The organism is Flavilitoribacter nigricans DSM 23189 = NBRC 102662 (genome assembly GCF_002646595.1).
In the GTDB taxonomy this organism is placed as follows: domain Bacteria; phylum Bacteroidota; class Bacteroidia; order Chitinophagales; family Saprospiraceae; genus Flavilitoribacter; species Flavilitoribacter nigricans.
The window spans coordinates 129,171-155,841 of record NZ_PDUD01000020.1 but is presented as its reverse complement, the minus strand read 5'-3'; the positions used below and the strand labels follow the sequence as shown (position 1 = coordinate 155,841).

16 protein-coding genes are annotated in these 26,671 nt (G+C 51.6%); 7 read left to right on the top strand and 9 right to left on the bottom strand.

All coding sequences use genetic code 11. The features are described from left to right. Window positions 1-262 precede the first annotated feature (262 nt). The 4 genes from CRP01_RS14675 to CRP01_RS14660 all read right to left on the bottom strand — a co-directional run bounded on the left by CRP01_RS14675 (window position 263) and on the right by CRP01_RS14660 (window position 8,842). The gene (locus tag CRP01_RS14675) at window positions 263-727 is read right to left on the bottom strand and encodes a hypothetical protein (RefSeq protein WP_099150814.1); all 465 of its coding nucleotides are present in this window, start codon (window positions 725-727) and stop codon (window positions 263-265) included. A 245-nt stretch (window positions 728-972) separates the two neighbouring features. Continuing rightward, window positions 973-5,373 (bottom strand): hybrid sensor histidine kinase/response regulator transcription factor, encoded by a 4,401-nt coding sequence (locus CRP01_RS14670; RefSeq protein WP_170110376.1) that lies wholly within the window; start codon window positions 5,371-5,373, stop codon window positions 973-975. 221 nt (window positions 5,374-5,594) lie between these two features. Next, window positions 5,595-6,800, bottom strand: a complete 1,206-nt coding sequence (locus CRP01_RS14665) for an FG-GAP repeat domain-containing protein (RefSeq protein ID WP_099150812.1) — start codon at window positions 6,798-6,800, stop codon at window positions 5,595-5,597. Further along, window positions 6,797-8,842 carry a heparinase II/III family protein gene (locus tag CRP01_RS14660; RefSeq protein ID WP_143473389.1) on the bottom strand — a complete coding sequence of 682 codons (2,046 nt, stop codon included), beginning with the start codon at window positions 8,840-8,842 and terminating at the stop codon, window positions 6,797-6,799. Before CRP01_RS14660 ends, CRP01_RS14665 begins: the two co-directional genes overlap by 4 nt. Before the next feature lie 105 nt (window positions 8,843-8,947). On the opposite strand from CRP01_RS14660, the gene CRP01_RS14655 reads away from it, so the two are divergent. Beyond that, entirely contained in the window at window positions 8,948-10,444 is a 1,497-nt protein-coding gene (locus CRP01_RS14655; RefSeq protein ID WP_099150810.1) for a hypothetical protein, read from the top strand. A gap of 144 nt (window positions 10,445-10,588) precedes the next feature. On the opposite strand, the gene CRP01_RS43175 is transcribed toward CRP01_RS14655, so the two are convergent. After that, window positions 10,589-10,714 (bottom strand): hypothetical protein, encoded by a 126-nt coding sequence (locus CRP01_RS43175; RefSeq protein WP_262510324.1) that lies wholly within the window; start codon window positions 10,712-10,714, stop codon window positions 10,589-10,591. A gap of 265 nt (window positions 10,715-10,979) precedes the next feature. On the opposite strand from CRP01_RS43175, the gene CRP01_RS14650 reads away from it, so the two are divergent. After that, a complete protein-coding gene (locus CRP01_RS14650) occupies window positions 10,980-11,567 on the top strand; it encodes a LytR/AlgR family response regulator transcription factor (protein WP_099150809.1) in 588 nt (195 codons plus the stop codon). On the opposite strand, the gene CRP01_RS14645 is transcribed toward CRP01_RS14650, so the two are convergent. The 3 genes from CRP01_RS14645 to sbnA all read right to left on the bottom strand — a co-directional run bounded on the left by CRP01_RS14645 (window position 11,556) and on the right by sbnA (window position 15,998). After that, a complete protein-coding gene (locus CRP01_RS14645; RefSeq protein WP_099150808.1) occupies window positions 11,556-13,022 on the bottom strand; it encodes a type III PLP-dependent enzyme domain-containing protein in 1,467 nt (488 codons plus the stop codon). The genes CRP01_RS14650 and CRP01_RS14645 overlap by 12 nt on opposite strands. Window positions 13,023-13,093: 71 nt before the next feature. Continuing rightward, the gene (locus CRP01_RS14640; protein WP_170110375.1) at window positions 13,094-15,013 is read right to left on the bottom strand and encodes an FAD/NAD(P)-binding protein; all 1,920 of its coding nucleotides are present in this window, start codon (window positions 15,011-15,013) and stop codon (window positions 13,094-13,096) included. Continuing rightward, complete coding sequence (sbnA, locus tag CRP01_RS14635; protein ID WP_099150806.1) at window positions 15,006-15,998, bottom strand: 2,3-diaminopropionate biosynthesis protein SbnA; 993 nt, start codon at window positions 15,996-15,998, stop codon at window positions 15,006-15,008. Before sbnA ends, CRP01_RS14640 begins: the two co-directional genes overlap by 8 nt. A gap of 200 nt (window positions 15,999-16,198) precedes the next feature. On the opposite strand from sbnA, the gene CRP01_RS14630 reads away from it, so the two are divergent. Next, window positions 16,199-17,680, top strand: coding sequence for an amidase (locus tag CRP01_RS14630; protein ID WP_233752685.1), 1,482 nt, complete (start codon window positions 16,199-16,201; stop codon window positions 17,678-17,680). Between the two features lie 8 nt (window positions 17,681-17,688). On the opposite strand, the gene CRP01_RS14625 is transcribed toward CRP01_RS14630, so the two are convergent. Beyond that, on the bottom strand, window positions 17,689-18,714 hold the full coding sequence (locus CRP01_RS14625; protein WP_099150804.1) for a Gfo/Idh/MocA family protein: 1,026 nt from the start codon (window positions 18,712-18,714) through the stop codon (window positions 17,689-17,691). A 364-nt stretch (window positions 18,715-19,078) separates the two neighbouring features. On the opposite strand from CRP01_RS14625, the gene CRP01_RS14620 reads away from it, so the two are divergent. The 4 genes from CRP01_RS14620 to CRP01_RS14605 all read left to right on the top strand — a co-directional run bounded on the left by CRP01_RS14620 (window position 19,079) and on the right by CRP01_RS14605 (window position 26,586). After that, window positions 19,079-20,308 carry a S41 family peptidase gene (locus tag CRP01_RS14620; protein ID WP_099150803.1) on the top strand — a complete coding sequence of 410 codons (1,230 nt, stop codon included), beginning with the start codon at window positions 19,079-19,081 and terminating at the stop codon, window positions 20,306-20,308. Window positions 20,309-20,389: 81 nt separating this feature from the next. Continuing rightward, window positions 20,390-21,166: a phytanoyl-CoA dioxygenase family protein gene (locus CRP01_RS14615; RefSeq protein ID WP_099150802.1), complete on the top strand. Its 777-nt coding sequence runs from the start codon at window positions 20,390-20,392 to the stop codon at window positions 21,164-21,166. Between the two features lie 564 nt (window positions 21,167-21,730). Further along, the gene (locus CRP01_RS14610; protein ID WP_099150801.1) at window positions 21,731-24,784 is read left to right on the top strand and encodes a SusC/RagA family TonB-linked outer membrane protein; all 3,054 of its coding nucleotides are present in this window, start codon (window positions 21,731-21,733) and stop codon (window positions 24,782-24,784) included. A 59-nt stretch (window positions 24,785-24,843) separates the two neighbouring features. Then, window positions 24,844-26,586 carry a RagB/SusD family nutrient uptake outer membrane protein gene (locus CRP01_RS14605; RefSeq protein ID WP_099150800.1) on the top strand — a complete coding sequence of 581 codons (1,743 nt, stop codon included), beginning with the start codon at window positions 24,844-24,846 and terminating at the stop codon, window positions 26,584-26,586. Window positions 26,587-26,671: the final 85 nt, after the last annotated feature.

Sequence of the window (26,671 nt, the reverse complement as noted above, 5' to 3'; positions counted from 1 at the left end):
GGAGGATCCAGACCTTCTCGGAGTTAATAAAATGCGATGGCCCTTATCCAGCAGTCCAATTCTGATAACAACCATCGCAAAAAACAGGTATTGGTATATTCAGATTTAGTCAACAAGTTTCGATACTTGAATTGTAGAGAGAAGATGGTAAAGAGTAGAGAGACTGAGACTGGTAGAATTGTGCTAAATCGCTCATTTTAACGATTGGCAGTCCTTCTACCCTCAACTCTATACTTTCTACCAGATTGCATCGCAACCTGATTTAGTTGGTAGCCCGTTCGATCTTGATATCGATTATTTCAAAATACCCGGTATCCGGATTCAGGCCAAAGAAAACCTTCTGCACCAGGTGGTAATCTCCGAAAACCGGATCCTTCACCCAATGCAAGACCTCCTGGACATCGTAATAAACATCATCACCTGAATTGTAGACGTAGGCGCCGGTGACGTGTCCGGCGGTCGGAGCGGTGACGGTCTCTCCGGTAATCGTATTCTCATAATTCCACTTTTCCCGGAAATGAAAAGTGTACCTGGTTTCGAGTGCAGCTTTCTTATCATTTACATAGCGATAATTAGCCGTCGTATTCCAGTCTACGTTTACGATCCATCCATCTCCGAATTCGAAATAATCCTGTCCACTACGGTGGATATTATTCGTTGTGGCCTGGCCGTGCAGGAAGGAACAGAAAAGGATCAAAAAAAGGGAAAGGGTCAGTTGTCTTAGCATAATACCGGGATTTAATAGTTATAAAAATGCCGGTGAATAATTAGACCGATCGAAAAGGTTTTGTCTTGACTTTCACCGTGCCACGGCAAGGTCCTTTTTTTATAAAACACTCCGTTGGAATTATGTTACTTCTTCGTGTAAATATGTTACATCACACAAATATCTATTTGAAAATCAATATTTTAAATGAAATTAAAAAATGAAATTTTCTATCTAATGACACATTTAAGATTTAACACCACGTATTATTTAAGATTATCTTTTCTGATCGCCGAGGGGGAAACGCCGAATTCATCTTTAAACGTTTTCGAAAAATAAGAAGGATCGGAAAAACCCGTTCTATAGGCAATTTCAGCAACCGAAAGCTGAGTGCCAAGTAATAGCTGTTTTCCCCTTCTTAGGCGATAAGAGCGGATGAACTGAGAAGGAGAACTCCCGGTAAGGGCTTTAATTTTCCGAAAGAGCTGCACCCGGGTCACAAACATCTGGTCCGCTATGCTTTGAATATCCAGTTCGGACTGATCCAGATTTGCTTCAACCAGCTGCAGCACTTTGGTCAAAAACGGGTTTTCATGTGGGGTGGGATCTGCCGGAGCAATACCTTTCAGGATGCGCTGATAATAGGTTTGTAATTTTTGCCGCTGCACGATCAGGTTCTCCAGGTGGGCCAGTAACTCTTTTTCATAAAAGGGTTTGGGCAAATACACATCGGCTCCGTGGGACAAACCGTATACCTTCGAGTCCAGATCACCTTTGGCCGTCAACAGAATGATCGGAATGTGACTGGTCTTTTCGTCACTCTTTAGGGTCTGACAAAGTTCAAATCCGGATTTTCCCGGCATCATCACATCACTGATTATGATATCCGGGACCCGGTCTGTTGCCAATTGGATTCCTTCGGTACCGTTTCTGGCGATAATCAATTCATAATGCCCCCTTAGACAAGCCTGCAGATACCGAACTACGTCTGTATTATCCTCTACGATCAGCAGCTCATTGGCATCCTCCTTTACCGTTCCACTCGTTTCCGTTTCCAGTTCCGGACCGGATTCCAGGCCGGAAGTAGCCAAAGGCAATAAATTGTTATCCAGCAGTTCACCCTCCAGTAATTCGACCAGAGGAGCCGCATGGCCCACCGGCAACAAAACCGTAAATTCCGTGCCGATCCCGACCTTGCTGGAAACCTCAATGGAGCCGCCGTGCAGTTCGATCAGCTCTTTGGTGAGCGCCAGACCGATCCCGGTTCCACTACGCATGCGTTCGCCCGAGCTATTTACCTGGTAAAATCGATCGAAGATCTTTGATTGATTTTCCGGCGCGATCCCTTCTCCGGTATCCCGAATACAGATTTGCAGGTAGGTCGCTGCGGACTTTTTTATTTCTTTTGTCCGAAAGTGCACCTCCCCTCCTGCCGGAGTAAATTTCAAGGCATTGGTCAGGAGATTGGTTACGATCTGCATGAGATGAGTGGGCTCGAAATCCATTCGATAGGTTTCCATTTCCGCAATGAAATACAATCGTATCCGTCGGGTAATGGCCAGACTCTGAAAAGATTCAGCCAGATATTTCAGGTAACTTATCACATTGGCCTGCACCATTTTTTTGTCGAGGGTTGCCGACTCTATCCGGGCCAGATCCAGCATCTGGTTTACCAGGTGCAGGACCTGTCGGCCGTTTCTCCGGATCATCTCACTTCCCGGTTCCAGCCACTTTTCCGGGCGACTTCGGATCTGATCGGCCATTCCCAGAATGATCGTGAGCGGTGTCCTGAATTCGTGGGTAATATTGGTAAAAAGTCTGGACTTCACCTGGTCCAATTCCAGTAGGCGTTCATTCTCGGCCAGCGCCAGTTTCCGCTTTAACTGATAGCGGTAAATCGTCATGACCAAGGTCCCGGCCAACAATATCCACAAAAGGTAAGCCCATCTGGTTTGCCACCAGGGTGGTCGAATTCGAAACGAATAAACGAATGGTGCGGACCATTTCTGGGCTTTCCCGATCGCCTGTACCAGCAGTTGATGCTCCCCGGGAGGCAGGTTCCGGTAATCAGCGCGGGGACTGGCCTGCGGTTGACTCCAGCCTTCCTCCAGGCCCTCGATCCTGAATCTATAACGGATCGCCGTCGGATCGGCCCAGTCTGTCGCCGAAAAATGAAAGGTCAGGTGATTCAGGTCATAGGGAAGGTCCAGCGTTTCGGGATAATTACGAAAGGGAACCACTGAGTCAAAACTCGCCATTATCGCCTGGTGGTTGGCGATAGTATCCCGGTAAAGCGAATCGCTCAGGGATCGAAAATCGACAAATTGCTGCCGGATCTCAATATGGTTCAGGTTCATCCTTGGAGGCTCTTGCGGCAGCTGAAACTCATTCAGATCCAGACGGACGCAATACGGTCCTCCTCCCCACCAGATACGGTTCTTATCATCCAACAGTACACTTCTGGCGTACATTTCAAAAGTGAAAATACCATCATCCTTACCGAAGTTGAATATTTGGTACAGGTCATTGAAGGTCATTGAATCCTCAACACTGATCTGCTTCGGTACGGCTTCTTTTGGTACGATCAGGCTCAGCTCTTTTTCGCGACTGATCCAGATGCGGTTGAGGCTATCCACAAGCAGGGAATTGTACTTCCCCATAGTGCGATAGGAATGATTCCACCAACTATCTTTCAACGGAACTTTCAAGAAATTTTTACCATCATAATAGGAAGCACCTTCGGGCCCCGCAAACCAAAGATTCCCCTTTTTGTCTTCCACTATATCATTAACTCCTTTTAATCCAAATCCTTCTTTCTCTGTGATAAATGTAAATGTTGATTTTATGTCGTTATTTACCGTTTCTATTTTTACAGCTCCATTGGTTGTACCCAACCAAATAGCTCCCGTCGAACTTTCGAATATAGAAAAAACGACCATTCTGGGGATAGTCATGTCGGCGGAATAATCCACAAAGGTTTCACCGGTAAAGTACCCCAGGCCATTACTGGTAGCGATCCAGACGCGTCCCTTTGTGTCCTCCAACAGATCAAAGATGACCGCTGGTCTTTCACCAAACAATGGAGGGAAATTTGAAAACACCCCTCCGATTCCTCTTTTATCGGGAATAAGCTGACTTAGTCCGGATCTGGTGCCGATCCAGATCCGGCCTTCGCGATCTTCCAGGATACTATAGATAAAATCATGGGCCAGACCTTCAGCCTGGGAAAACCTATAAAACTGTTTTCCATCAAATCGGTAAATGCCACGTCCCGGCGTGCCGAACCAGTAATTACCATTTCTATCCAGTTCAATAGCTTGTGCTACGGCAAATCCATCCTCCTCAATTTTCTGAAAATTTTCAAAGTTGTGCTTCAGATCCAGTTTGATCAGTCCCCGCCCCTGGCTACCGAACCAGAAATTGCCGTAGCTATCTTCCATCAAGCCGGTAAACTCCATGGGAATATCCGCGTTTTTCACCCGGTGAATCCGGAACTTTTCGCCGTCATAAATACTTACCCCCCCGGAAGAGGATAACCAGATCCGGCCTCTCTCGTCTTCATGAATATCCGTAATATTTGGCCCGGCCATTCCTTCCTGTTCGGTGAAGTGCGTTAAGGTATTACCGCTCAGCCGGCTAACTCCAGCTGCTGTGCCCAGCCAGATACTACCTTTACTATCTTCCATAAGACTATATCCCCAACGTCCCGAAAGTCCTTCCGCTTCGGTAATGGCCACAAATTGGTGTCCATCATACCGGCAAAATCCTTCGCTCCCGGCAAACCAGATCTGGCCTTTTGAATCTTCCTCTAGTGCCAATATCCGACCTACCAACAGTCCTTCATCCGGGGTGTAATAGCTTACCTTTCCAGTTATACCGTCTTCATTCAATTCCAGGCAATTGACGCCCTTATTGGCTCCGATCCAGATCCTCCGCTGATCATCCTCAATGATCGATCTGTTTCTATTCTCCAGTAATCCCTCCTCTTTTCCAAACTGTACAAAGCGCGCTCCGTTGTAGCAGATAACACCATGGGCAAATGTTTCAAACCAGATATTCCCATCGGAATCTTCCAACCGTGGATAAACGGTGAATATTCCAAAGTCCTTAAAGTTGAAAGCAGTAAGATTATTTCCATCAAAGCGAAGCACACCTCCTCCACTGGTCCCGATCCAAAAGTTGGACCGGCTATCTTCCAACATTGCACTTACGTAGGAGGAGCTCATACCCTGATCGACATCGAGGTACTTGATATTTATATTAGCGTCATCATTAAATCGAAAGGGACCTATTTCCTGCGGAGGCATCATTTTAACCGGCAGGATCTTTCCCCGGACCGGATGCTGGGTGGGCATTGCGAATTTGCCTACACCGGGCTCCGCAGTGGGTAATTCTTCGGGAAGGGTAGTTACGCGGGGTTGGATTGCCGGAGAAGTTTCTGAAAGAGCCGGAAAAATTTCCGGAATTGCCTGCAGTTGGCTGGATGAGGACTTTACACTATCCAGTGGTATTTTTTTAAATTTCACCCTTATCGGCTCGCCGGTCCGGATCGGGTCACCCGCTTTACTGAACAGGGTATCGGTCAGAGTCTCCGGAAGTATGTCCGGATCGAATTGCGAACTCTTTTGATCATCTTTAGCACAGGATAACCATAAAATAATCAACAAAACCGGGAGGAAATTTTTATACCTGGGGGTCATCAGAAAGTTTTTAGATAAAGTACTGGTTTAGGCTTATTCATCAGAACTATGCACTAAAATCTTGAATCTTTCGTACTACTCTTATGCCAAACTTTAAAAGTAGCTTTGTCAGTAAACTCAATACTTTAGACTCGCCAGCAGTCAATAAATCTAAAACAGTATCGCTACAAAATAAGAAAAGCCATTGATTATTGCTGTTCGTACAACCAGGGTTTTGACTCATGCGCATAGCAGTCCTCACCGACAATATCCAGATCCCCGTCCCCATCCATATCGGCTACGGCACCCGAATAGATCCCTTTGCTGGCAATGATCAGCTGGGACCGGTCAAACACTCCTTCATCATTAAAATAGATCCGGATCTCCTTATCGTCCCAGGCTACCGCCGTGAGTACATCCAGGTCGCCATCTCCGTCAAAATCGGCCAGTTTAGCACAGTGGGCCTTGTTGTAACCGGAGCGAATAATGTGTTTGATCCAGCCGCTGCTGTCCGTAGGATCAGCGGGCGCTTCATACCAGGCCAGGTCGTGATCGGCTCCACCGTATTTCGGAAAATGTTCGGCCGGAGACAAGAGGACATCCAGACGACCATCCCCGTTGAGGTCTCCAACTTCTTCTTTAGTGGCCTTATTGATGGTCTTAAAGACGGGATCGATATCCCACCGGCGATACTCTCCCTGCCGCGGTTTGGCAGGCGTCTGGAACCAATGCCCGGTCATGGTGATGTCCGGTAAGCCGTCGCGATCAATATCACCGACGGCCAGCCCCTCCCCTTCCTGACCGGTATGGGCGTTGACCACCGTCCAGTCCTCCCGACTGTTCTGGAAAAGAATACGTACTACGTCCGGACCTTTGTGCCGGATGATGATATCCGGTAGGCCGTCCGCATCCATATCGGCGATCCGCATATCGTTGGCGTGCCAGCCCTCAAAAGTGGCGATCCGGTAATTTGGCCAGGCTGCATTTACCTTATCTTTGCCCGGATTTTCGTAGTAATACACCCGTTGCGGTCCTGTGGTATGGCCGTCGTTGGTCAGGATCAGGTCCGGATCACCGTCATTGTCCATATCCGCACAACGGGCGGAGCCAATGAAATCATCAAAGGGTTCCGAGATGCCGAATTCGTGCCGTTGCCAGGTCTTATTTTCTTTTTGCTCAAACCAGGCCAGGGTAAACCGGCCACCGGCGTGCGCTCCGCCTTCCAGTACGGCCACGTCCAGCAGGCCATCCTGATTAAAATCCGCCACATCCAGCGCGCTGATACCCGCTACGCTGCCTCCGGAAATATCTACCGGCTCCGCAAACCGGAGCGGTTCATCGCTTATCAACAGGCTTCCAAAAAACACGGGCATCATCCACAGCGCGTGACGACTGTTCATTATCTTTTTCATCATCTGGAGTTATTTTTTGCTCCCGGAAGAAGCGGAATGCGCATTTGTTGCTTCCCGTTTTTCGACAACAGGATGGCTTCCGTCTCCACCCGGATCTCGTAGTCTGTATCACCACTTTGCACCGCCCAACCATCGCTGATCTCCCGCCAGACCGGGTCCGGATCATCCGCAGGTGAGACGACAAAGATCGAAAATAGCGCCACTTCCCTACCCACGGTCTCGATCCGAACGTAGGGGTCATAATGCTGCTCCAGCGGATCATCCTGCCGGGTCAGATGATAGGGCGGTTTAAATTCGTGATGGTCGGTGGAAAAGGTCAGTGGCTTTCCCGCCAGTTCTATGACCTTCGCACTTAGAGCTGCTTTGCCGGATCGGGTACGGAACCCGTCTGCTCCCGACATTTCGGGAGGATGGATCGTGTGCCAACGCAGATCCAGGCTATCCGCTGCCGCTAGCAAAGCATAATCGTGCACCACTACCAGTCCCGGATGCAGGTGGGCTACCGTCCGGCTGACCCGCTCCGCGTTTTCGTACACCGGGCTCAGGTCGAGTTGCCAATAGCTGCCGACCGAATCATCGGCCCAGAAATCGAGGATCTCTCCCCGGGCCGTTTCGTTGGGTTCGGCTCGCATTTCCTCGTTTCCGATCCGCAGTACATTGTGACCGAGGGAAGACCGGGTGTAGTAGTTATACTGCGTCTTGGCGAAATAATCCAGCGGGTAGATCGGCTCCGGTTTGCCCACATCAACGATCAGCCGCTCACCAAAACCGTCGATGCAGAGCTGGCCGACATCATTATCGTCGTGGTTGGTCTCACGGCCGGCCTTTCCGTACACCACCGAGGCCGCCGAACGCGGATCCCAGCTGGTCCGGCTGATCAGATCGGCACCGTAGGCCGGATAGGCCACCGCAAGCGGCAACTTTCCGTCGGGAGCTGTGGGTTTCAGCGTGGGATTAAACCACAGTATTTCAAAAGGGGATTGCAATTCCGTGAAGTTTTGCAGGTAGTACCACTGCAGAATACCATCCCGGTTGGCATTGGCGGCGGCGGCCATGGTCGCCATACTGCTGAATCCCCGCTCGATCTGCGAATCACCAAAAGCCGTCAGACGGCCCGGCGGCAAAGTGTGGTTAAGCACCCAGTAACAGACTTCCGGGAAAGGCTTTTCGTTCAGTAAATTCCGTTCGTTTTTGGTGTAATAGCGGTAGGCTTCCGCAAATTCGGTGGAAAATCGCACCGCGCCGGCGTAGCCCGGAGGTTCGTTGAATTCGCCCTGCGCTCCGAAAAAGTCATTGAAAGCGATCATTTCCGGCACTATGGTGTCCAGTAGCTTCCCGGTTTCCGGGTGCGCATCGCCGAGGGCCATGGCGGTGATGGCCATGCCTCCGAAAATATTGGTAAACCAGTTGTGTCGATGCTGGTACCAGAATGGTTGCTGTGCCAGTTTTTCCCAAAAGGGCTGGATCGCCCTGCGGTCGAGACCGTCGACGATGTATTGTCGTTCTTCCTCGGTCCAGTAATCGTGCAACCAGTTGTAGGCCAATGCCACCCACATGGATATCCGGAAAGTGCGGATGTCCACATAGGGCTCGCCGTGGCGCATGTGGGACTGGTCGCACCACATCGGCCAACGCTCCGGATCGTACAGGGCTTCGATCTGGTCCATCACCAGGTCTTTATATTGCGCCTCTTCCGTGATCAGGAACATCAGCGACAGGCGGAAAAGTCGCTCGCACACGCCTTTCGCCATATCGTAGCTGACATTCTTATGCCTGAGGTGGACCGGGCTGCGTCCCGGGAAGTCGATCGTCGGATCGAGAAAAGGCAGCTTGAGATCTTCCCGGGCCTGATCTTTAAGGTCGCGCCAGAGCACCGTCTGGTGCCCTTCCTGCGGTGGCAGGCGCAGGTCTTCCACCGACGTAAAACCGGCCGTTTTCTCTCCAACCAAAAAAATAGACGGATAAGCAGGCGAGCGGTCCCGGATCGTACGCTGACAGGCACCAAAGACCAAACCAAAGAATAACAGACACGAAAAATATCTCATACCGGCGAGTAGATGGGTGTGGAAGGAAGACCATAAATAGATGAATTTGACCTTACAGTAATCCGTAATTTCCTACCTTGAGGAGAAGACCAACTTTTACGGATCATGAAATGGAACCCGGCTATTCTCCTGTTATGCCTTTGCCTGGCCGCCTGCCAATCGTCCCACGAGCTTACCGGCAGTACGGAATTTCCCGAAACGGGCCCACTACGCCTACATCCCAATAATTCCCACTATTTCCTTTATCGGGGGCAACCCCTGGCGCTCATCACGGCAGCGGAACATTACGGTGCCCTGTTAAATCTGGATTTCGATTATCGAAAATACCTGGAATCGCTGGCGGGAGATGGCATGAACTATACCCGCATTTTTACAGGTACTTATTTCGAGATCCCCGGCGAAAGTTTCAGTATCCGGTATAATACGCTGGCTCCACAGCCCGATCGGGTAATTACCCCCTGGCAATCGGTGGAGAATGGCGCGCAGGGCCGTACCCGCTACGACCTCAATGCCTGGAATCCGGCCTATTTTGAACGGCTAAAAGATCTCATGGCCCTGGCCCAGTCGCTGGACATCATCGTTGAAGTAACCCTCTTTTCTTCCATTTACCGCGACGAGCACTGGGATATTTCGCCCCAGAATCCGGACAATAATATCAATATGGCCCAGCCGATTGACCGCCGTCGGGCCCAGACGCTGGACAATGGCGAGCTTTTGAATTACCAAACTAATTACGTCCGGAAAATGGTGCAGGAACTGAACGAGTATGACAATTTCTTTTTCGAGATCCAGAATGAACCCTGGGCGGACCATCCGGAAGCAGTTTACAACATCGTCAATAAGGAAGAACTGAAAAAAAACGATTGGACCTATAAGGCGGACTTTGCCACGGCCGCTTCCCTGGACTGGCAGGAGAAAATGGCGGAGATCATTACCGAGACCGAAAATGATCTACCCAAGCGACACCTCATCGCCCAGAACTACACCAATTACCGGGCTCCCATCCCCGCGGTAAGTGAAAAAATCTCCATTATCAATTTTCACTACGCCTGGCCGGAAGCGGTCAGCTGGAATTACCATTACGATAAAGTCATCGGTTTTGACGAATCTGGTTTTGCGGGGCCGGACGATCAGGTGTACCGGAGACAGGCCTGGCAGTTTATGCTGAGTGGTGGCGGCCTGTTCAACCACCTCGATTATTCGTTTTACGTGGGAAAGGAAGACGGTTCGGGGAACAACGAGGCTCCCGGCGGCGGAAGCAAAACCCTACGGTCCCAGCTGAATATCCTGAGTACCTTTTTGCACAGCCTGCCGCTGGAGCGCTTGTCTCCCGATCATACCAGTGTGAAGCGTTCCGCCGGTCTGATCCCTTATCTGCTATCCGACGGCAGGGAGCAATATGCCGTATTTTTGCGGGCCATCGGTACGGACCGGAGCGAACTGGTACTTCGGACCGGCAACGGGACATTTCAAATAGAAACTGTCGATCCGATCAGCGGCAGTTATGGCCCCACCCGGGAAATTGAGGCGGTAGGCGGATCGCTCCGGATACCCCTCGAACTCCCGGACGGGGAACTGGCCGTCAGGATCATCAAAAAATAAACACTGGAGATAGTCACTCATCCCAATACGCCCTTGGGATGCCAGGAGCATCCGACCCGGACCATAGGTCTGAGTTATTTTCCAACGTCCCTTTCCCCGGCAATGGGTGCAAACGGGGCGAGATCCCGCACTGACCAATCTTTTCTATTTCAGCACGGACATCAAAGGTCCCAGAACAAAAGTACCCAGCATAACCAGCAGTCCGAGCATGACGAGGAACAGCATGGTATAATAACCGGGGTCGATCCGGTTTTGCAGTGGCTTGTTCATTTCCAATTATTTTATCTGGCGCTGGTGATCATCAGCAGAAGTGCCATGAGCACCGCTTCCAGCAAAATCAGGCTCACAAATAATTTTTTGATCATCACCTAAATTCTTTTGACTAATAAATTCATTTACGGATGTAAATTTGATCCCGATCGGGGGAAAATAACAAGTGATAAGGGAGTGAAGCGGCAAAAGGTGAGCGTGAAGTGTCCAAAACCGGACCTGTATTTTTTGCCGTCAGCCGGGATAAAATAACCGATCCGGTAATATGAAGATCTCAAAACTATCCGTGTGGTGGGTGATCGGATTGGGCATCCTGCTGGCGAGTTGCGGCAACCTGGCGCTGGACCTCCTCTGGACCGATCTGCAAACATCCCAAAAGATCGGCATTAACCTGCTGGCCTTCTCCTTTTTCGGATACCAGCTCCTGACGGTCCTCTGGATCGACCGCAAAGTCAAACACGGGCTGCATTCTATGCCCCAGCCCGGCGAATTTGCCTACCAACCCCCCGCTTACCGGCAACGGTTCCTGGTCAAGCAGGGACAAAAATTGTTATCTGTGGAAACCAGCGAGATCGCCTGGATCCACGCCGAGGGGAAGCTTTGCTACTGCAAAACCTGGGACAATCACCGTTATTTTCTGGAATATTCGCTGGAAGAGTTGATTGAAATGCTGGATCCGGTCCTCTTTTTTCGGGTCAACCGGTCTTACATTGTCCATTATAAATCGTTGAAGGCCGTCAGTCCCTACTTCAACAGAAAACTGATCCTGCAGCTACATCCGGCACCGGAGCAGAGTGATGTGATCATTAGCAAAGAAAAGTCAACGGAATTCAAACGCTGGTTAGGCAAGTGAAGCATCTCCATCCAGCGTAAAACTTTCCCGCTTCACGTCAAAAACCAGATTGCTCGCTAATTCGAACAAATGCGCTTCGGATTCAAAAAAGTGCATCATGTAACCGGCGGTGTTCAGAAATACTACCAGATCTCCCACGGACGGTATCTGATCCAGCTGGATCTTCCGCTTCAGCAGTACATCCCGCTCCAGGCAGTAAGCGCCGGTAAAGTAGGCCCCAATACCTTTTTGTCCCGGTTTCTTATTTTGGTTGATAACGATCGGGTCCAGTAGAAAATCTGCGCTGGAACTATACATCTGGGTCATGTTCATTTCCAGTCCGACCAGTAGATCGCCACGGCTGTCCACTTTTCGGTGGGCCACCCGGGCCACTGTCACACCGGTTTGGTCCAGCAGGGAACGGCCCGGTTCCATCCTTACTTCCAGGTCCATGGCACGGGCGCGGGCCGAAACGCTAACCCCGGCGCTGTTCGTCACATTCAGGATATCATTCAGAAAAACCGAGCGGGGGTTGTGGTTGAAATAGGGATAGACTTTCAGCTTGCCGTGTAATTCTCCGTCGATCATTTCGTATCCCAATCCGTCATTGTTGAAGGTGAGCGGCAGGCGTTCTTCCCTGAGCGCTAATTTCAGGGATTTTTCGAACGCTTCCAACTGGGATTGCTTTTCCAGGTAATTCATCAGCAGGCCCCCACCAATATCAATAAACTGAGTATTCAACTGGTAGTTTTGTAATTTAAAGGCCAGATCCATAGCGGCGTGCATAGCCACTCCGCGCTGATTGGAAGAATAGCCATCCAGGTGAAAATGCAGCCCCCGGTAATCCATCAGTTGACGGGATTTTTCCGTAGGGAAAACTCTACGGATCACGCTTTCCACCTTATCAATATCAAAGCCGAACCGGCTGTACAGTTTTTTTCCATCCACGTGGAAGCCACTGATCCGCAAGCCGACTACTGCCGGCTTTCCGAGGTCTTCGGCCACCTGTTTCACCAGCATACATTCGTCCACATTATCCAGTATGATGGAAACGCCGTGTTGTACCGCCAGATAAACAGAGCGCCGGTCTTTAATCGCTGCGGTATAAACCAGTCGCTGCGGGTCGCATCCCAGCTGGAGGCATTGCTGAAGTTCGCGGAAACTGGCGGTATCCACGCCGAAACCCAACCGGGATGCAGCCTCTACAAAGGCCTGACATTTATTGGCCTTACGTGCGAAGAGGACCAGGTGCCGGAGCTGATGATCTTCAAAAACTTCTGCATACTCCCGATAGTTCCGGGCGAAGGGTTCCAGACAATGGATATTGAGCGGAGATCCGTGTTCGTCCATCTGACGGCGGATCCGCTCCGGATCCTCCAGTAAGCGGTTGATCCAGGGGGCGGTCAAAGCTTTTAATGGTGGTAAATAGGTGGCACTGGTTCCCGGTGAAAGTGTAATATCGCTTGTTTTTTGCATGTCATTGAGAGATTTGAAATGTCGGGCCGGCTGCTGTCTTCAGATCGGGCAGCCGGCCACCGGTTTGTTTCCTATCTTTGATTGGCCGAAGCCTCTGCATTGATGCGCTTGCAAATACCTTTTGCCCATTCGCTCGCGAAATCATTCCGCTGCCGGGAAAGGGTATCGTTATCGTAGGTAACGCCTTCGGTCGGCGTGCCGTAAGCCGTGATCCGTTCCTGAGAGCGGCCCCGGATGTCCCGTGGATGACCGGCGTGATCCAGGTCCATACAGCCCGGACAAAAAGTAGTCTGACCGTCCGTATTATGGTATTTCCGGATCATCCCCCGTTCCTGCATATTCCGGTACAGTTTTGAAACATCCCGGCTGAGCTGCACCTTGGGAATGCGGGCATCCAGCCAGTAGTAAGCCGTCGTATGCAGGGGATGAAAAGGATGGCTGATCATAAAGCAATCCAGTTCCGGACGGAACTCGATCTCGGGTGACCGGGCAAAACTAAAATCCAGAATACCCGCGGCGGCAATGGCCCGGATCTTCTCCAGATTCACGATCGGCGGGCCGTAAGCCAGGCGATTGAAATGACCGGCATATTTTTCCAGGAATTCCCGTTGGCCGTCCGGACTCAGTCGACCGAAGGAATAAAAATCGTTGAATACCGGACTGATATCCCGCCAGGTGGCTACGGCTGCGGCCAGTGGGCTGTGTTCCTTTCCTTGCCGGGCCGCCTCCAGGGTGTTGTCCAGCTGGTTGACAAAGGACTGGTGCAATCCCAGAGCCGGTTGCGGTAAAGCCGTCAGCAGATTATCCAGACTAAATGGCTTTTCGGCAGGGTGCGTTCGGTGGAAGGTGTCGATCTGCGCCCGGACCCGGTCGAAATCATCGCTCAATTCGAGCGTCTCACCGTGCTTCCGGAACAGTACCCGGTAGTAGCGGATAATGATCTCCCGATCGATCAGGGGCAGCAGTTCGGTTTTGAAATCGATCTTGGGCTGATCCTTAAATTGTTCTTCCAGTTTTTCGCGCTTGAAATAGAACAAATCGGCCTGGGGCTCCCGCAGACTACTTTGCCGGGGGAACATCGGCAGGCCGGAGCGTGAATAAGGATAGATCTTATGCGGTTCCCGGCCCGAGGGATGGTAGATCAGGCCAACTTCCGAAGTCTCGGTAAACTGTCCGCCCCTACCCTCCGTCAGCGCCAGAACGGCATCGATAAAGGTGAGCCCGAGTCCTTTGACCAGAACATTTTCCTGGGGCCGGATCTCAGCCAGTTGTTTCTCTACCGGATACACCGCCTGAATAAGATGGTTGGCTAAATGCTGCCGGGCTGTAGGTTCGGATTCCAGTTCGGTAAAACCGGAATGGGGTTTGGGATGGCCGGTGGTTAAAAATAGCTGGGCAAACGGCTGGTCTAATACCGAGCGGCCGGAAGCATTTTCCAGTTCCAGCCGGTAGACCTCCCCTTCGGGGATCACATCCGTGACCTCTCCCTCGTGGGTGTGGATTTGGACATTTTCCGGACAGTTCTGACGTAGCTGTTCAAAACCGTCCATCAGGTAAGCGCCGACCAGCGCACGTTTTGCGCAGGCATCGGGCACAGCCGCTTCTTCCTGATTCTTTTCCAGCCATTCGGTGAACGACTGCGGTTGCGGGACCACCGGAGACGGGCCGTCACCGGGCCACATATTGATGTAATCGTTACTGTAGTTCATCATGAGATATTCCGGCTGGTCGGGCCGGTACACATCTCCCGCTCCGATAAATGGAGAGCGATTGAAAATATGGATGGCTACCGGCAGGGCGGGCGGTTCGGCTTTAAAAAATGCCAGCAGCCGTTCCAGGCCATAGAGCCCTTTGGGGCCGCCGCCGATGATAGCGATATGGTAGGCCATTTCTTCGGGATCAGAGGTAGTGTCATAATGTTCGTTCGAAGGATAAAGCTTTAAGCTGTTGAGCGTCATGGTACTATTGGTTTCGGGTATTTGGTTAGGCACGTTGCAGTTCGGAGCTTTGCCGGGGGAAATGTTGGGCCACCCAGCCTTCATTATATATCGTATCCAGGTAACGTTCTCCGCGATCACAGAGCATCAGCACACAAACGGCGCCTCTCGGGATGCGGGGCAGATATTTTTCAAAGGCGGAAACAATGGCTCCCGAGGAGCCGCCGCAAAGCAGGGCTTCCCTGCGCAGTAACTGATGGCAGCCGGCGATACACTCTTCATCGGTGATGTGGATGGCCTCCGCGATCCGGTCTTTCTTTAAAAAGGCCGAGGGTCGGCCGGCGCCGTGGCCGGGTATCAATCTTTCCCCTTCCGGAGTTCCGAAGATTACACTGCCCACGGCGTCCACTCCGATCACCCGGGTAGTGAGCCCGTTACGATGTACATATTCGGCGCAGCCCATCAGGGTGCCGCAGGTACTGGTGGCGACAAAGATGTAATCCACTTTTCCGTTCAGCTCGTCGGCGATCTCCGCCATCGTCTGTTCGTGGGTGCGGGGATTATCCGGGTTGCTGTATTGATTGGTCCAGAAACTGCGGGGAGTACTTTTCAACAATTCTTTTACCCGGTTCAGCCGGGCGGAGAGATATCCGCCCACTTTATCGGGCTTTCGCACATATTCAATGCGGGCTCCGTAGGTCCGTAGTATAGACTCGGTTTGTTTGTTCAGTTTGGGATCCACCACTACTATAAGTCGGAGGCCAAAGTACAGGCAGGCCTGAGCCAGCCCGATAGCCATATTACCGGAACTGCTCTCGATGACGGTATCTCCCCGGCGAAGTTTGCCTTCGGCCAGAGCGGTAGTCAGCATATTGAGGGCCGTACGATCCTTGATGCTCCCGCCGGGGTTCAGATATTCTGATTTCCCGTATAGCTTTACCCCTGTTCCCGGGAATAATTTCTTTAAACTCACCAGCGGAGTTTTGCCGACCGTAGCCAGGATACCATCGGGTAGATGTGTAGCAAGAAATGATTTCATTTATGGTCTTTTGGGTTTGGGATGTAATAGATAAACCTGAAACTTGGATCTTCCGGACTTTGTTCGTCAAAATGAAATTTCCTATTCCGGAAAATTAGCCGGATTGTTTATCTTCCACCTTTTAATGTATTCTGCACACCACTATTACTATGAGCCACCGCATTTTTATTCCAATCTGTATTTTTTTAATCTTCGCCGGCATGGGCTGTAAATCCGCATCCGAGGTTCCCGTCGACCTTCGGGAGCTTACCGTGGAGGAGATCCACGCAGCTTACCGCAACGGCACCTATACCAGTGAAGACCTCGTCCGGGCTTATCTCAGCCGGATCGATAGTCTGAATGGTGAGCTGAATGCACTGACTTACATTAACCCGGATGCCCTGGAAGCCGCTAAAAACCTGGACGCAGAATTTGCGGCCAGCGGCCAGTTACGGCCTCTACACGGCATTCCGCTGATCGTGAAGGACAATATCAATACCCGGGGCATGCCGACAACGGCCGGTGCGCTGGCCCTGCAAAATTACATCCCGGAAGAAGATGCCTTTATCATCCGTAAACTGGTTGAAGCCGGAGCGATCATCCTGGCCAAATCCAATATGGCCGAGTGGGCATTTAGTCCGAAACACACCGAAAGTTCCACCGCCGGCACTACGCATAACCCCTACGATACCGGTCGGGTACCCGCGGGGTCCAGTGGAGGTACTGCGGCGGCCGTAGCGGCCAATATGGGGGCGATCGGACTCGGCACGGATACCGGAAATTCGATCCGGGGTCCCTCTTCCCACTGTGCGCTGGTCGGTTTCCGAACTACCCTTGGCCTCATCAGCCGGTCGGCCATTGTACCGCTTTATCTGCGTAATGATGTTGTTGGGCCGATGTGTCGGACGGTAGCCGACGCCACCCGGGTAATGGAAGTGATGGCCGGGCCGGATCCCGCTGATCCCCTAACCCAGTATGGTGCCGACCAGATACCGGAAGATTATACCCGGTTTTTACAACAGGATGCTCTGCAGGGAGCACGTATCGGCGTACTGCGCATTTTGAGCGATGACGATCCCAATCCGGAGATCGCAAGTCTTTTTGAGGCTGCACTGACCGATCTGCAAAAGCTGGGAGCCACCGTGGTGGATCCGGTGGAAGTACCGGACTTTTCTGCATTGAGGCAGAATCAGTGGTGCGCTGAATTCAGAGGCGATATTGAGGATTTTCTGGCGACTTACGTGCAGCGTGATACCCTAAAAACGCTGGAAGATATCATTCGGATCGGGACCAGATCGGAATACGCCCGCAACGGACTGGCCCGTTTTGTGGATGCGGCGGGCCGTTCCCAGGATCCCGAGATCCCCTGCCTGGATCCCTTTACGGACAGCCGGCGGATCGCCTTTCGCGAAGCCATCGAGCGGGAGATGGATTCGCTCCAACTGGACGCGATCGTCTATCCTTCCTGGAATCATCCCCCGGCCCGTATCGATGCTTTCAACGAGGAATACCGGGGTGATAACAGCCAGATCATTGCTCCCCATACCGGGCAACCGGCGTTTACGGTACCAATGGGATTCACCGCAGCGGGATTGCCGGCCGGTCTGCAGTTCCTGGGCCGGATGTTCGCGGAGCCGACGCTCGTCGGATTGACGTATGCCTACGAGCAGGGCACCCGGCACCGGCATCCTCCGGAAAATTAGGCGCGTGTTTACAGTTTGATCTCTTTTCCTCTTTTGGAGGATTCGTAGATCTTCAGGATCAACTCCAGGGATTTGCGGCCGGAGAGGCCGGTAATGGCCGGTTCGCGATTTTCCCGGATCGCCTCCACAAAATCATTGATCTGAGCTTTGTGCAGGGCGTGGCCAATGGCCGTGGGATCCGAGGCACCCGAACCGTTCCCGGCGGTCTGCGGTTCGTCCTGCGGTTCGTCGTCGCCGAGCTGCCAGGATATGATCTTTCCCGCTTCCAGGATCACACTCCCTTTTTCTCCGAAGACTTCCAGCCTTTCGGGATAACCCGGAGTAATGGCCGTACTCCCCTCAATGGTACCCAGGGCTCCGGATTGAAAAGTAACCAGCCCTACGCCCAGGTCTTCGCCTTCTATATCGTGCTTTACCGTTCGGACCTTTCCAAATACGCTGGCCGCATCGCCCATGATGTCCAGTAAAAGGTCGATGGTATGAATACCCTGATTGATCAGGGCCGCACCGCCATCGCCCTTGATCGTCCCCTTCCAGTCACTGGTCCGGTAATATTCCGGAGCGCGGTACCATTTAATATAGGCATTGCCCAGGTTTAACTTCCCCAGTGCGCCGGAAGTCACGGCCTCTTTCAGCCGCTGGTAATCGGGGCTGAAACGGTTCTGAAAAATACAGCCCAGTTTGACGCCGGCCTCCCGACAGGCATCGATCATCTGATCGGCTCTTTTCAGGCTTACTTCCAGGGGTTTTTCCACCAATACATGTTTGCCGGCCTCGGCCGCGGCCAGGGTTGGTTCCAGGTGATTACCGCTGTGGGTACAGATGATCACGGCCTGGATATCGTTGTTCTTCAACAGGTTCCGGTAATCTTCGTAAACGCGCACCCCGTACTTCTCTGCAGCGGCTTTCGCCCGTTCCCGCGAAGAACTCGCGAGTCCCAGTAACTGGCAATTTTCGAGTTCCTTTACACTCTGGACGTGCACACCGGCGATCGATCCGGTCCCAATGATCCCTATCCCTATTTTTTTTTGCATAAGTTGATTTTGTCTTGCCTTTTAGAAATATGCCACTGTAAGTCGGACGATCGAAACGCCGTCTTTTTAAAATGATTATGGTTGGGGGATTCCGTTGCTTTTGCGGCCTTAGCCGAAACTTCCGCAACCAAATCACCAGGTTCACACCTTAATATACGAATAGTCCGGAAAGAGGGAAAATAACCGGTATCCGACGCACAGTGGTTTGTTCCTGACCTGATGTGCTTGTGACCGTCCGAATTCCCAAATCGTTTCGGTCAGCAAACAGCTGCGATCTTCCCTTACGGAATATAGACGCCGCATCCTTTTTTATACCCTAATCCCGCATATTTCCCGCAAGGGATTAATTTTAGACTAAAAAGTGATGATCCCGACCCGACTTCTTACCTCAGCTTTACTGCTACTCTCTTTTTATACTGGCCTACAAGCCGGTAATTTCCGCAATGTCCCTACCGACACCGTGCCTTCCGTGCAGCAACTGGACCTTATCTGTGATACGGTAGCCCGTTATTTCTACGATGAGAATTTTATCGTCGACCGCTTTCCCGGGATCCGCCAACGGTACCGGGCGATGGTGCTGGATCAGCCGGTGCCAGAGGATCTCCCCGATCTGGTGAATACCATGCTGCAGGAATTTGAGACCTCGCACACCGCCTTCTACACACATGACGATGACGCCTATTACCACCTGGCTTCCATCTTCTATTTTTTACCCGCCGTCAAGCACCTATTCGGAGACGAAGAGATCCGTTACAAAAGTATCGGACTGCTCACCCAGCGCGACCGATCCGGCTACCGGGTAAGCAGTGTACTAAGCGGCAGCCCGGCGGAAACAGCGGGCTTTCGCGAAGGCGACCTTTTGCTCCAGCTAAACGGCCAACCGTATAGCTTTTCGCAACTGCAGGAATTGGAAGTTGGTGAGCATCAATTCACCATTGCCCGGGACGGACAAAGGCTGCAATTACAGGTGACGCCCCAACTGATCAATCCGCAGGCCGAACTGGAAGAGGCCTCCCGCCAGAGCGCCCGTCTGATCCCGCAGGAAGCCCACCAATTGGCCTACATCCGGCTCTGGTCTTTTGCCGGAGAACGCTACTATGAACTATTGAAAGAGCAGGTACTCTTCGGAACGCTCAAAGACGCCGACGCTCTGATCCTCGACCTCCGGGGCGGCTGGGGCGGCGCCAATCCCGAATACCTCAACCTCTTCAACCAGCAGGTGCCCGTGATGGCTTTCCGGGGGCGGGACGGGCAGGCGTTCACCTATGATTCCCAGTGGCGAAAACCGGTGGTGCTGCTGGTGGACGAAAGCGTACGCAGCGGAAAGGAGATCCTGGCTTTCGGTTTTCGAAAGTACCAACTCGGGGCAGTGATCGGCACTACCACGGCGGGAGCGGTTACCGGCGGGCGGGTATTTATACTGCCCGATCAAAATCTCCTGTACCTGGCCGTAAATATGGCTCGTGTCGACGGGGAGATACTGGAAGGCCGGGGCGTAGAACCAGACCTTATAATAGAGGATCGGCCGGAAACACCGGAGGATGAAGTGCTGGAAGGCGCCGTTCGTTACCTGAAAAAAGTGTTGGACAATTGATCTTATTTCCGGCTTCCGCAGTAAGTATTGTTCCACTCAACTGCCGTCTTTCCAACAAGTACAAAACTAAAAATCGAAATTATGGAAAGCTTATTGGAACAAATGGGCGTGCAGCAGGACACCCTCAGTAAAGAAGAAAAAGCATTTCTGGATCAGAACGGATATTTAAACCTGGGTCGCCTTCTGGACGACGATGCGCTGGACAGCATCAACCGGCATCTCCAGTCCCTGTTACAGGCAGAAGGAGAACATGCCGGTTCCGAACTTATGGATTCTCCCTATATCCGTCACCCGAAAGAAGAAGGGGCCGACCGCCTGGCGGACCTCGTCAATAAAGGTTCCGTTTTCGATATCTTTTATACCCATCCCAAAGTACTGGCGGCCATGGCTCACATTCTGGGGCCGCAATTCAAATTATCTTCTTTGAACTACCGGGCGGCCAAACCGGGCAAAGGTTTGCAAAAGCTGCACGCCGACTGGCACGAAGCGGTGTCGAGCGGAGAATATAAGGTCTGTAATTCCATCTGGCTGCTCGATGATTTTTCCCGGGCCAACGGAGCAACCCGCATTGTACCGGGTACCCAGCTCCAGGGTGACCTCCCCCAGGATGTCCTCGATGATCCCTGGGACCCTCATCCCGATGAAGTGGTGATCGAAGCCCCCGCCGGTTCCGTCTTCATTTTCAACTCCCATACCTGGCACGGCGGTACCAATAACAGTACCGATCGTCCGCGGAGGGCCGTTCACAGCTATTTTTGCCGGGCCGACCAGCCCCAGCAGGTGGATCAGAAAAGATATATTCAGGCCGACACCCGCAACCGCCTTTCGCCGGCCGCACAGCAGATCCTGGGAGTGTAAAACATATCATTGCCCCGCCCGGGTATCGGGACCGGCCCAACACTATGCAATGGATTCCGGAGTCATCCGCCCGTTTGGTTCCCGGCAGGTTTGGTTCCGGAAGCTTTTTTCCTTCGGTAGAAGCAAAAGGGAAGAATCGACTACTTCACAATACCTGGGAAAATCTTTAAATTTTTCCTTTAGCCAGCCTTAACTTTTATGAAAATAAAATTATCTTGCGCCGTCGTGATAATAACCAAATTTAGTTACGGCAATACGAACACCCTGAAAATTTTCTAATTGTAAGGGTTGGACAAATAAGTGCCGTCAAGCTATTACCCGATTTCCAATACAACAACACTCTTTTATCCCGTATTTATTCAAAAACGGGAGCCATAACCAACTAATTAATGCTCATCTGGTGATGAGTAGCCAATCAAAACAATCGATTGACTAGTATTCATCTGACATAGAGTTGATTTGACTCTATAGGTGCAAACGCGATCGATCTCTACCAATTTGCGAAACAAAGTCTGGCGATTTACACCTTTCAATTCATTGACATTGATTAATAAAACTAGTTTTATGGAAACCAAAAGTTACTTGTTGTTATGGAACAAGCGAAAATTGTTCCTTAGCTTATTTTTTTGGAGCCTCACTTTAATGTCTTTTCAATTAATGGCCCAAAGGCAGATCTCCGGTACGATCACCGACGGTTCTACCGGCGAGCCTCTCATTGGAGCTAACATCCTGGTAAGAGGAAGTTCATCTGGTACCGTTACCGATTTTGACGGTAGCTTTGAGCTGAATATTCCGGATGACGGCAGCACCGTTCTGGATATTTCCTATACCGGTTACAAGCCGATGGAAATTGCAGTTGGCAGCCAGTCGGTACTGACACTGAGTCTGGATCCGGACTTTGCCGCACTGGAGGAAGTAGTAGTAGTTGGTTACGGTACCCAGAAAAAACGGGACGTAACGGGTTCTATTTCTACCCTCGGCGAAGAAAAGATCGGATCCTTACCCGTAGCTTCCGGGGTACAGGCCATGCAGGGTCAGGTAGCCGGGGTGGACATTCAGAGTGCAGGTGGCCGTCCGGGCCAGGCACCGACCATCAAGATCCGTGGTCGTCGTTCTATCTCCGCATCTAATGACCCGCTTTTTGTGATTGACGGTATCCCGCAAACCAGTGGTACCAGCGCCATCACGGATATTAACCCACAGGACATCGCTTCCATGGAGATCCTGAAAGATGCCGCAGCAACGGCCATCTACGGATCCAGAGGTGCAAACGGGGTAATCATCATTACCACCAAACGGGGTAAATCCGGTAAAACGGTGGTGTCTTATGACGGTTACTACGGCCTGACCAGCGCCATTACCAATGTGGACATGATGAATACCGAGCAGTGGATGAACATGCGCCGCGAAGCATTCCGGAATGGATACGACGGCAGCATTCCTTCTGACGAAGAGGTATTCCAGGATGATCACCTGGCCGGTATCGCCGCTGGTAACGATGTAGACTGGCTGGATCTCGTACTGAAAGACGGATTCCAGACCAACCACCAACTGGGTCTGAGAGGTGGATCGGAAAAAACCCAGTTCAACATTTCTCTCGGTTACTTTGACGAAGACGGTATCATCGATAACATGGACTACAGCCGTCTGTCCGGTCGTTTGAACCTGGACCACACGCTGAACGATATTTTCAAAGCAGGTGTTTCTTTCACCCTGTCCAGCAGTACCCAAAACTGGGGTTCCAGTGCCACCATGGGTGAATCCCTCGGTAACGTTCCCGTTGGTTTTGCCTACCAGGATGATGGTGTGACGCCTCGTTTCCTGCCGACGAACGACGGTATCCGGACCAACCCACTGAACGAGATCCTTCCGGGAGCATTTGTCGATGAAAGAAAGGTAACCCGGATCTTCTCGCCATTGTATCTACAGGCAAAAATTACCGACGGACTGACGTTCACGTCTACTTTCGGACCGGATATCCGCTTCTACGAGCGGGGTGAATTCCGGGCCAGTCTGACCAACGACAACCGTGGCGGCCCCGGTGACGCTGAGATCCAGAACGCAACCGATGTTGGTTATACCCTGGAAAACCTGTTGAACTTTACCAAAGATATCGGCAATAGTAATCTGGGGGTTACCTTCCTGCAGTCTATCCAGAGTTTCCAGAATACCAACCACTATACGGCCGTTGCTAACCTGCCCTACGAATCGCAGTTGTTCTACAATATCGGTACCGCTTCGGTGAAGGGTAATGTTGCTTCCCGTCTGACCGAATGGAAACTGGCCTCTTTCATGGGCCGTGTGAACTACAGCATCGCCGGAAAATACATCATCCAGGCGACTCTGCGTGCGGACGGTTCTTCCCGTCTTTCCGAAGGTAACAAATGGAATTACTTCCCCGGATTATCCGTGGGATGGCGTCTGAGTGACGAGCCGATGTTCGCTACGGCTAACTGGCTGAACAACCTGAAACTGAGAGCTTCTTACGGTGAGGTAGGTAACACTTCCGTGAATCCGTACCAAACGGCCGGTCGTCTGACCCGTCGCGTATATTCCTTCGGTGAAGCCAACGCCTTCGGTTTCGGTCTGAACGAGATCCCCAACCCGGACCTGACCTGGGAGGTTTCCAGTACGGTTGACGTAGGTATGGATTTCGACGTGCTGAACGGTCGCTTCTCCGGTACCCTGGATTTCTACCGCACGAATACTTCCGATATCCTGCTGGCGCGTCAGTTGCCACCGACTTCCGGTTATACCAGTATCCTGCAGAACGTAGGTTCTACCCAGACTTCCGGTATTGAATTCGGTCTGACGGCTAACATCATTGACAACCCGGGCGGTTTCCGCTGGTCTCTGGACTGGAACATCTCCAGCTACAAAGAACAGATCACCGAACTGGCACTGAAAGACGCAGATGGCAATCCTACGGATGATATCGGTAACGGCTGGTTCATCGGTCAGCCTATTCGCGTATGGTACGACTACAACAACATTGGTATCTACCAGGTAGATGAAGCCGATCTGGCCGCAACTGCGGAAGCGAAAGTACCGGGTGAGATCAAACTGGAAGACGTAAATGGCGACGGTATCATCACTGCCGACGACCGTAAGATCATCGGTACGGATGTACCCGATTTCTTCGGTGGTCTGACGACCCGTTTTGAATACAAAGGTTTTGATCTGAGTGCCTTCCTGTACTACCGCCAGGGACAAACGATCTTCAGTAACTTCCACGTAGGTAACAACTCGCTCTTCGCGCGTTACAACAACCTGAACGTAGACTACTGGTCCATCAATAACCCCGGCGGAACTTTCCCGCGTCCGAACCAAAACCAGGAAAGACCGCGGAATAACAGTACCATGGGTTACTTCGACGGCAGCTACGTGAAACTGCGTAACGTTACTCTGGGCTACAACCTGCCTTCCAGTGCACTGGAAAACGTTGGTATCAGCAGCCTGCGTTTCTACGTTTCCGGCCAGAACCTGTGGTTTGCTGCTAAATACGATACTTTTGATCCGGAAGTGGATGATCCGGATACTGGCGATCTGCCTTCACTGGGAGCCGGTACGACACCAAGTACCAAGATCTTCCTGTTTGGGGTAAAAGCGCAGTTCTAATTTGTACTAAACTGATCACATTCAGTTTATCAACAAAAATTCATTCAAAACAACAAATAATGAAAAAGAAGATATATATACTTGGTCTGACTTTGTTCGCCCTTATGAGTCAGTCTTGTGAAAAATTCCTGGAGGAAGAGCTGATCTCGGATGTTTCCGCTTCTTCTTACTACACCACTGCACAGGGCTTTGAAGACGCTGTTAAGGCTACCTACTGGTGGATGAAGCCGTTCTTCGGTCCGGAAAGAGGATTTACCATGTCCGTTTTCGGAACGGATACTTATACCAACGGAGCGGATGGTGGTCACAAGACCCTCAACCGCTACGATGGAGCCCTGAACCCTACTCAGGGTTTTGTACGGGATACCTGGCGGGATTTCTACCGGGGTATCAACCAGGCTAATGCCGTTATCAACCGTTCTACGGAACTGGATATTCCCGAAGCACAAAAGACGCTTCGCATTGCGGAAGTTCGGTTCCTGAGAGCGCTTTACTACTATATGATCACCTCTCACTACGGAGATGCTCACCTGACGCTGGAAGAAACGGAAGGTATTGAAGTGGATGCCAACCGCACCAGTGTAGCGGAGATTTACGAGCAGGCCATTATTCCCGATCTCGAATTTGCGATCGCTAACCTTCCGGATGTTCAGGATGATTTCGGTAGAGCGACCAAACCGGCTTCCGAGAACCTGCTTGGTAAGGTGCTGCTGAGAAGAAGCTATCGTTCCGACGCTCAGGGTAACGATGCTTCCCGTGCTGAGCAATTGTTCACCAATGTGATCGAGAACTACGATTTCGCTTTGCTGGATGATTTCGGCGCACTGTGGGAAATCGGCAACGAGCAACACTCCGAAGTGATCTTCACCGTTCAGAACAGCAAGTCTCAGGTAGACGAAGACCTGGATCCGGAAGGACACCGCGGACACCTGTACTTCCTGATGGAGTACGACGTGCGCCCGGGTATGACCCGTGATGTTACCAACGGTCGCCCCTGGAAGCGTTTCCGTCCGACGGATTACACGCTGACCCTTTGGGACAGAAGTAAGGATGTACGCTACGACGAATCCTTCAAGCACGCCTGGATCAGTAACAATGGCAGTACTATTCCGGTATGGACTTCTGAGGAAGCTTCCGCCGGTTATGTTGACGCCAGCCAGGTTGGCCAGCCCAAGTTTACGGTAGGTGATACGGCACTGTTCATTCCGGGGCCGCAACTGGAAGAAGCTTACGATGACCGTAAGATCGCCAGCACCCGCTATACCGTTTATACCTACGCAAACGACTACTGCCCGAACTGTAACACCCGCGAACGCGTATTCCCGTCCATGAACAAGTGGATCGACCCCACTCGTCCGGATCGTCAGAAAACGCAGGGACAGCGTGACTACATGCTCATGCGTTTGGGTGAAACTTACCTGTTGAGAGCCGAAGCACGCTGGAAGCAGGGCGACAATCAAGGTGCTGCCGACGATATCAACGTGGTGCGTACGCGTGCCGCCGTTAACCCCGGTGACCGTGTGTTGAATATGATCGCTACGGAGGACAAAACCGCCGAAATGCAGATCACTGCCGACCAAATTGACCTGGATTTCATTCTGGAGGAACGTGCCCGCGAATTGATCGGAGAAGGTCACCGCTGGATGGACCTGACCCGGACGATGACCCTGGTGGAAAGAGTACGGGCCTACAACCCGGAAGCGGCTGCCAACATTCAGGATTTCCATACCGTCCGTCCGATCCCTCAGGATCAGATCGACCGTACGCTGGGTGGATATCCTCAGAATCCGGGCTACAATTAATAGAAATGCTTTGAACAGCATACGGCTATGAATTAATTCATAACCGGCTATCTGAAAAATACTTAAGGCCGGTCCGCAATGGACC

What these genes read in the sequence shown, in the direction of transcription:
- CRP01_RS14675 (WP_099150814.1), bottom strand. Translation starts at nt 727, where the DNA reads ATGCTAAGACAACTGACCCTTTCCCTTTTTTTGATCCTTTTCTGTTCC.
- CRP01_RS14665 (WP_099150812.1), bottom strand. Translation starts at nt 6,800, where the DNA reads ATGATGAAAAAGATAATGAACAGTCGTCACGCGCTGTGGATGATGCCC.
- CRP01_RS14660 (WP_143473389.1), bottom strand. Translation starts at nt 8,842, where the DNA reads ATGAGATATTTTTCGTGTCTGTTATTCTTTGGTTTGGTCTTTGGTGCC.
- CRP01_RS14655 (WP_099150810.1), top strand. Translation starts at nt 8,948, where the DNA reads ATGAAATGGAACCCGGCTATTCTCCTGTTATGCCTTTGCCTGGCCGCC.
- CRP01_RS43175 (WP_262510324.1), bottom strand. Translation starts at nt 10,714, where the DNA reads ATGAACAAGCCACTGCAAAACCGGATCGACCCCGGTTATTATACCATG.
- CRP01_RS14650 (WP_099150809.1), top strand. Translation starts at nt 10,980, where the DNA reads ATGAAGATCTCAAAACTATCCGTGTGGTGGGTGATCGGATTGGGCATC.
- CRP01_RS14645 (WP_099150808.1), bottom strand. Translation starts at nt 13,022, where the DNA reads ATGCAAAAAACAAGCGATATTACACTTTCACCGGGAACCAGTGCCACC.
- sbnA (WP_099150806.1), bottom strand. Translation starts at nt 15,998, where the DNA reads ATGAAATCATTTCTTGCTACACATCTACCCGATGGTATCCTGGCTACG.
- CRP01_RS14630 (WP_233752685.1), top strand. Translation starts at nt 16,199, where the DNA reads ATGGGCTGTAAATCCGCATCCGAGGTTCCCGTCGACCTTCGGGAGCTT.
- CRP01_RS14625 (WP_099150804.1), bottom strand. Translation starts at nt 18,714, where the DNA reads ATGCAAAAAAAAATAGGGATAGGGATCATTGGGACCGGATCGATCGCC.
- CRP01_RS14620 (WP_099150803.1), top strand. Translation starts at nt 19,079, where the DNA reads ATGATCCCGACCCGACTTCTTACCTCAGCTTTACTGCTACTCTCTTTT.
- CRP01_RS14615 (WP_099150802.1), top strand. Translation starts at nt 20,390, where the DNA reads ATGGAAAGCTTATTGGAACAAATGGGCGTGCAGCAGGACACCCTCAGT.
- CRP01_RS14610 (WP_099150801.1), top strand. Translation starts at nt 21,731, where the DNA reads ATGGAAACCAAAAGTTACTTGTTGTTATGGAACAAGCGAAAATTGTTC.
- CRP01_RS14605 (WP_099150800.1), top strand. Translation starts at nt 24,844, where the DNA reads ATGAAAAAGAAGATATATATACTTGGTCTGACTTTGTTCGCCCTTATG.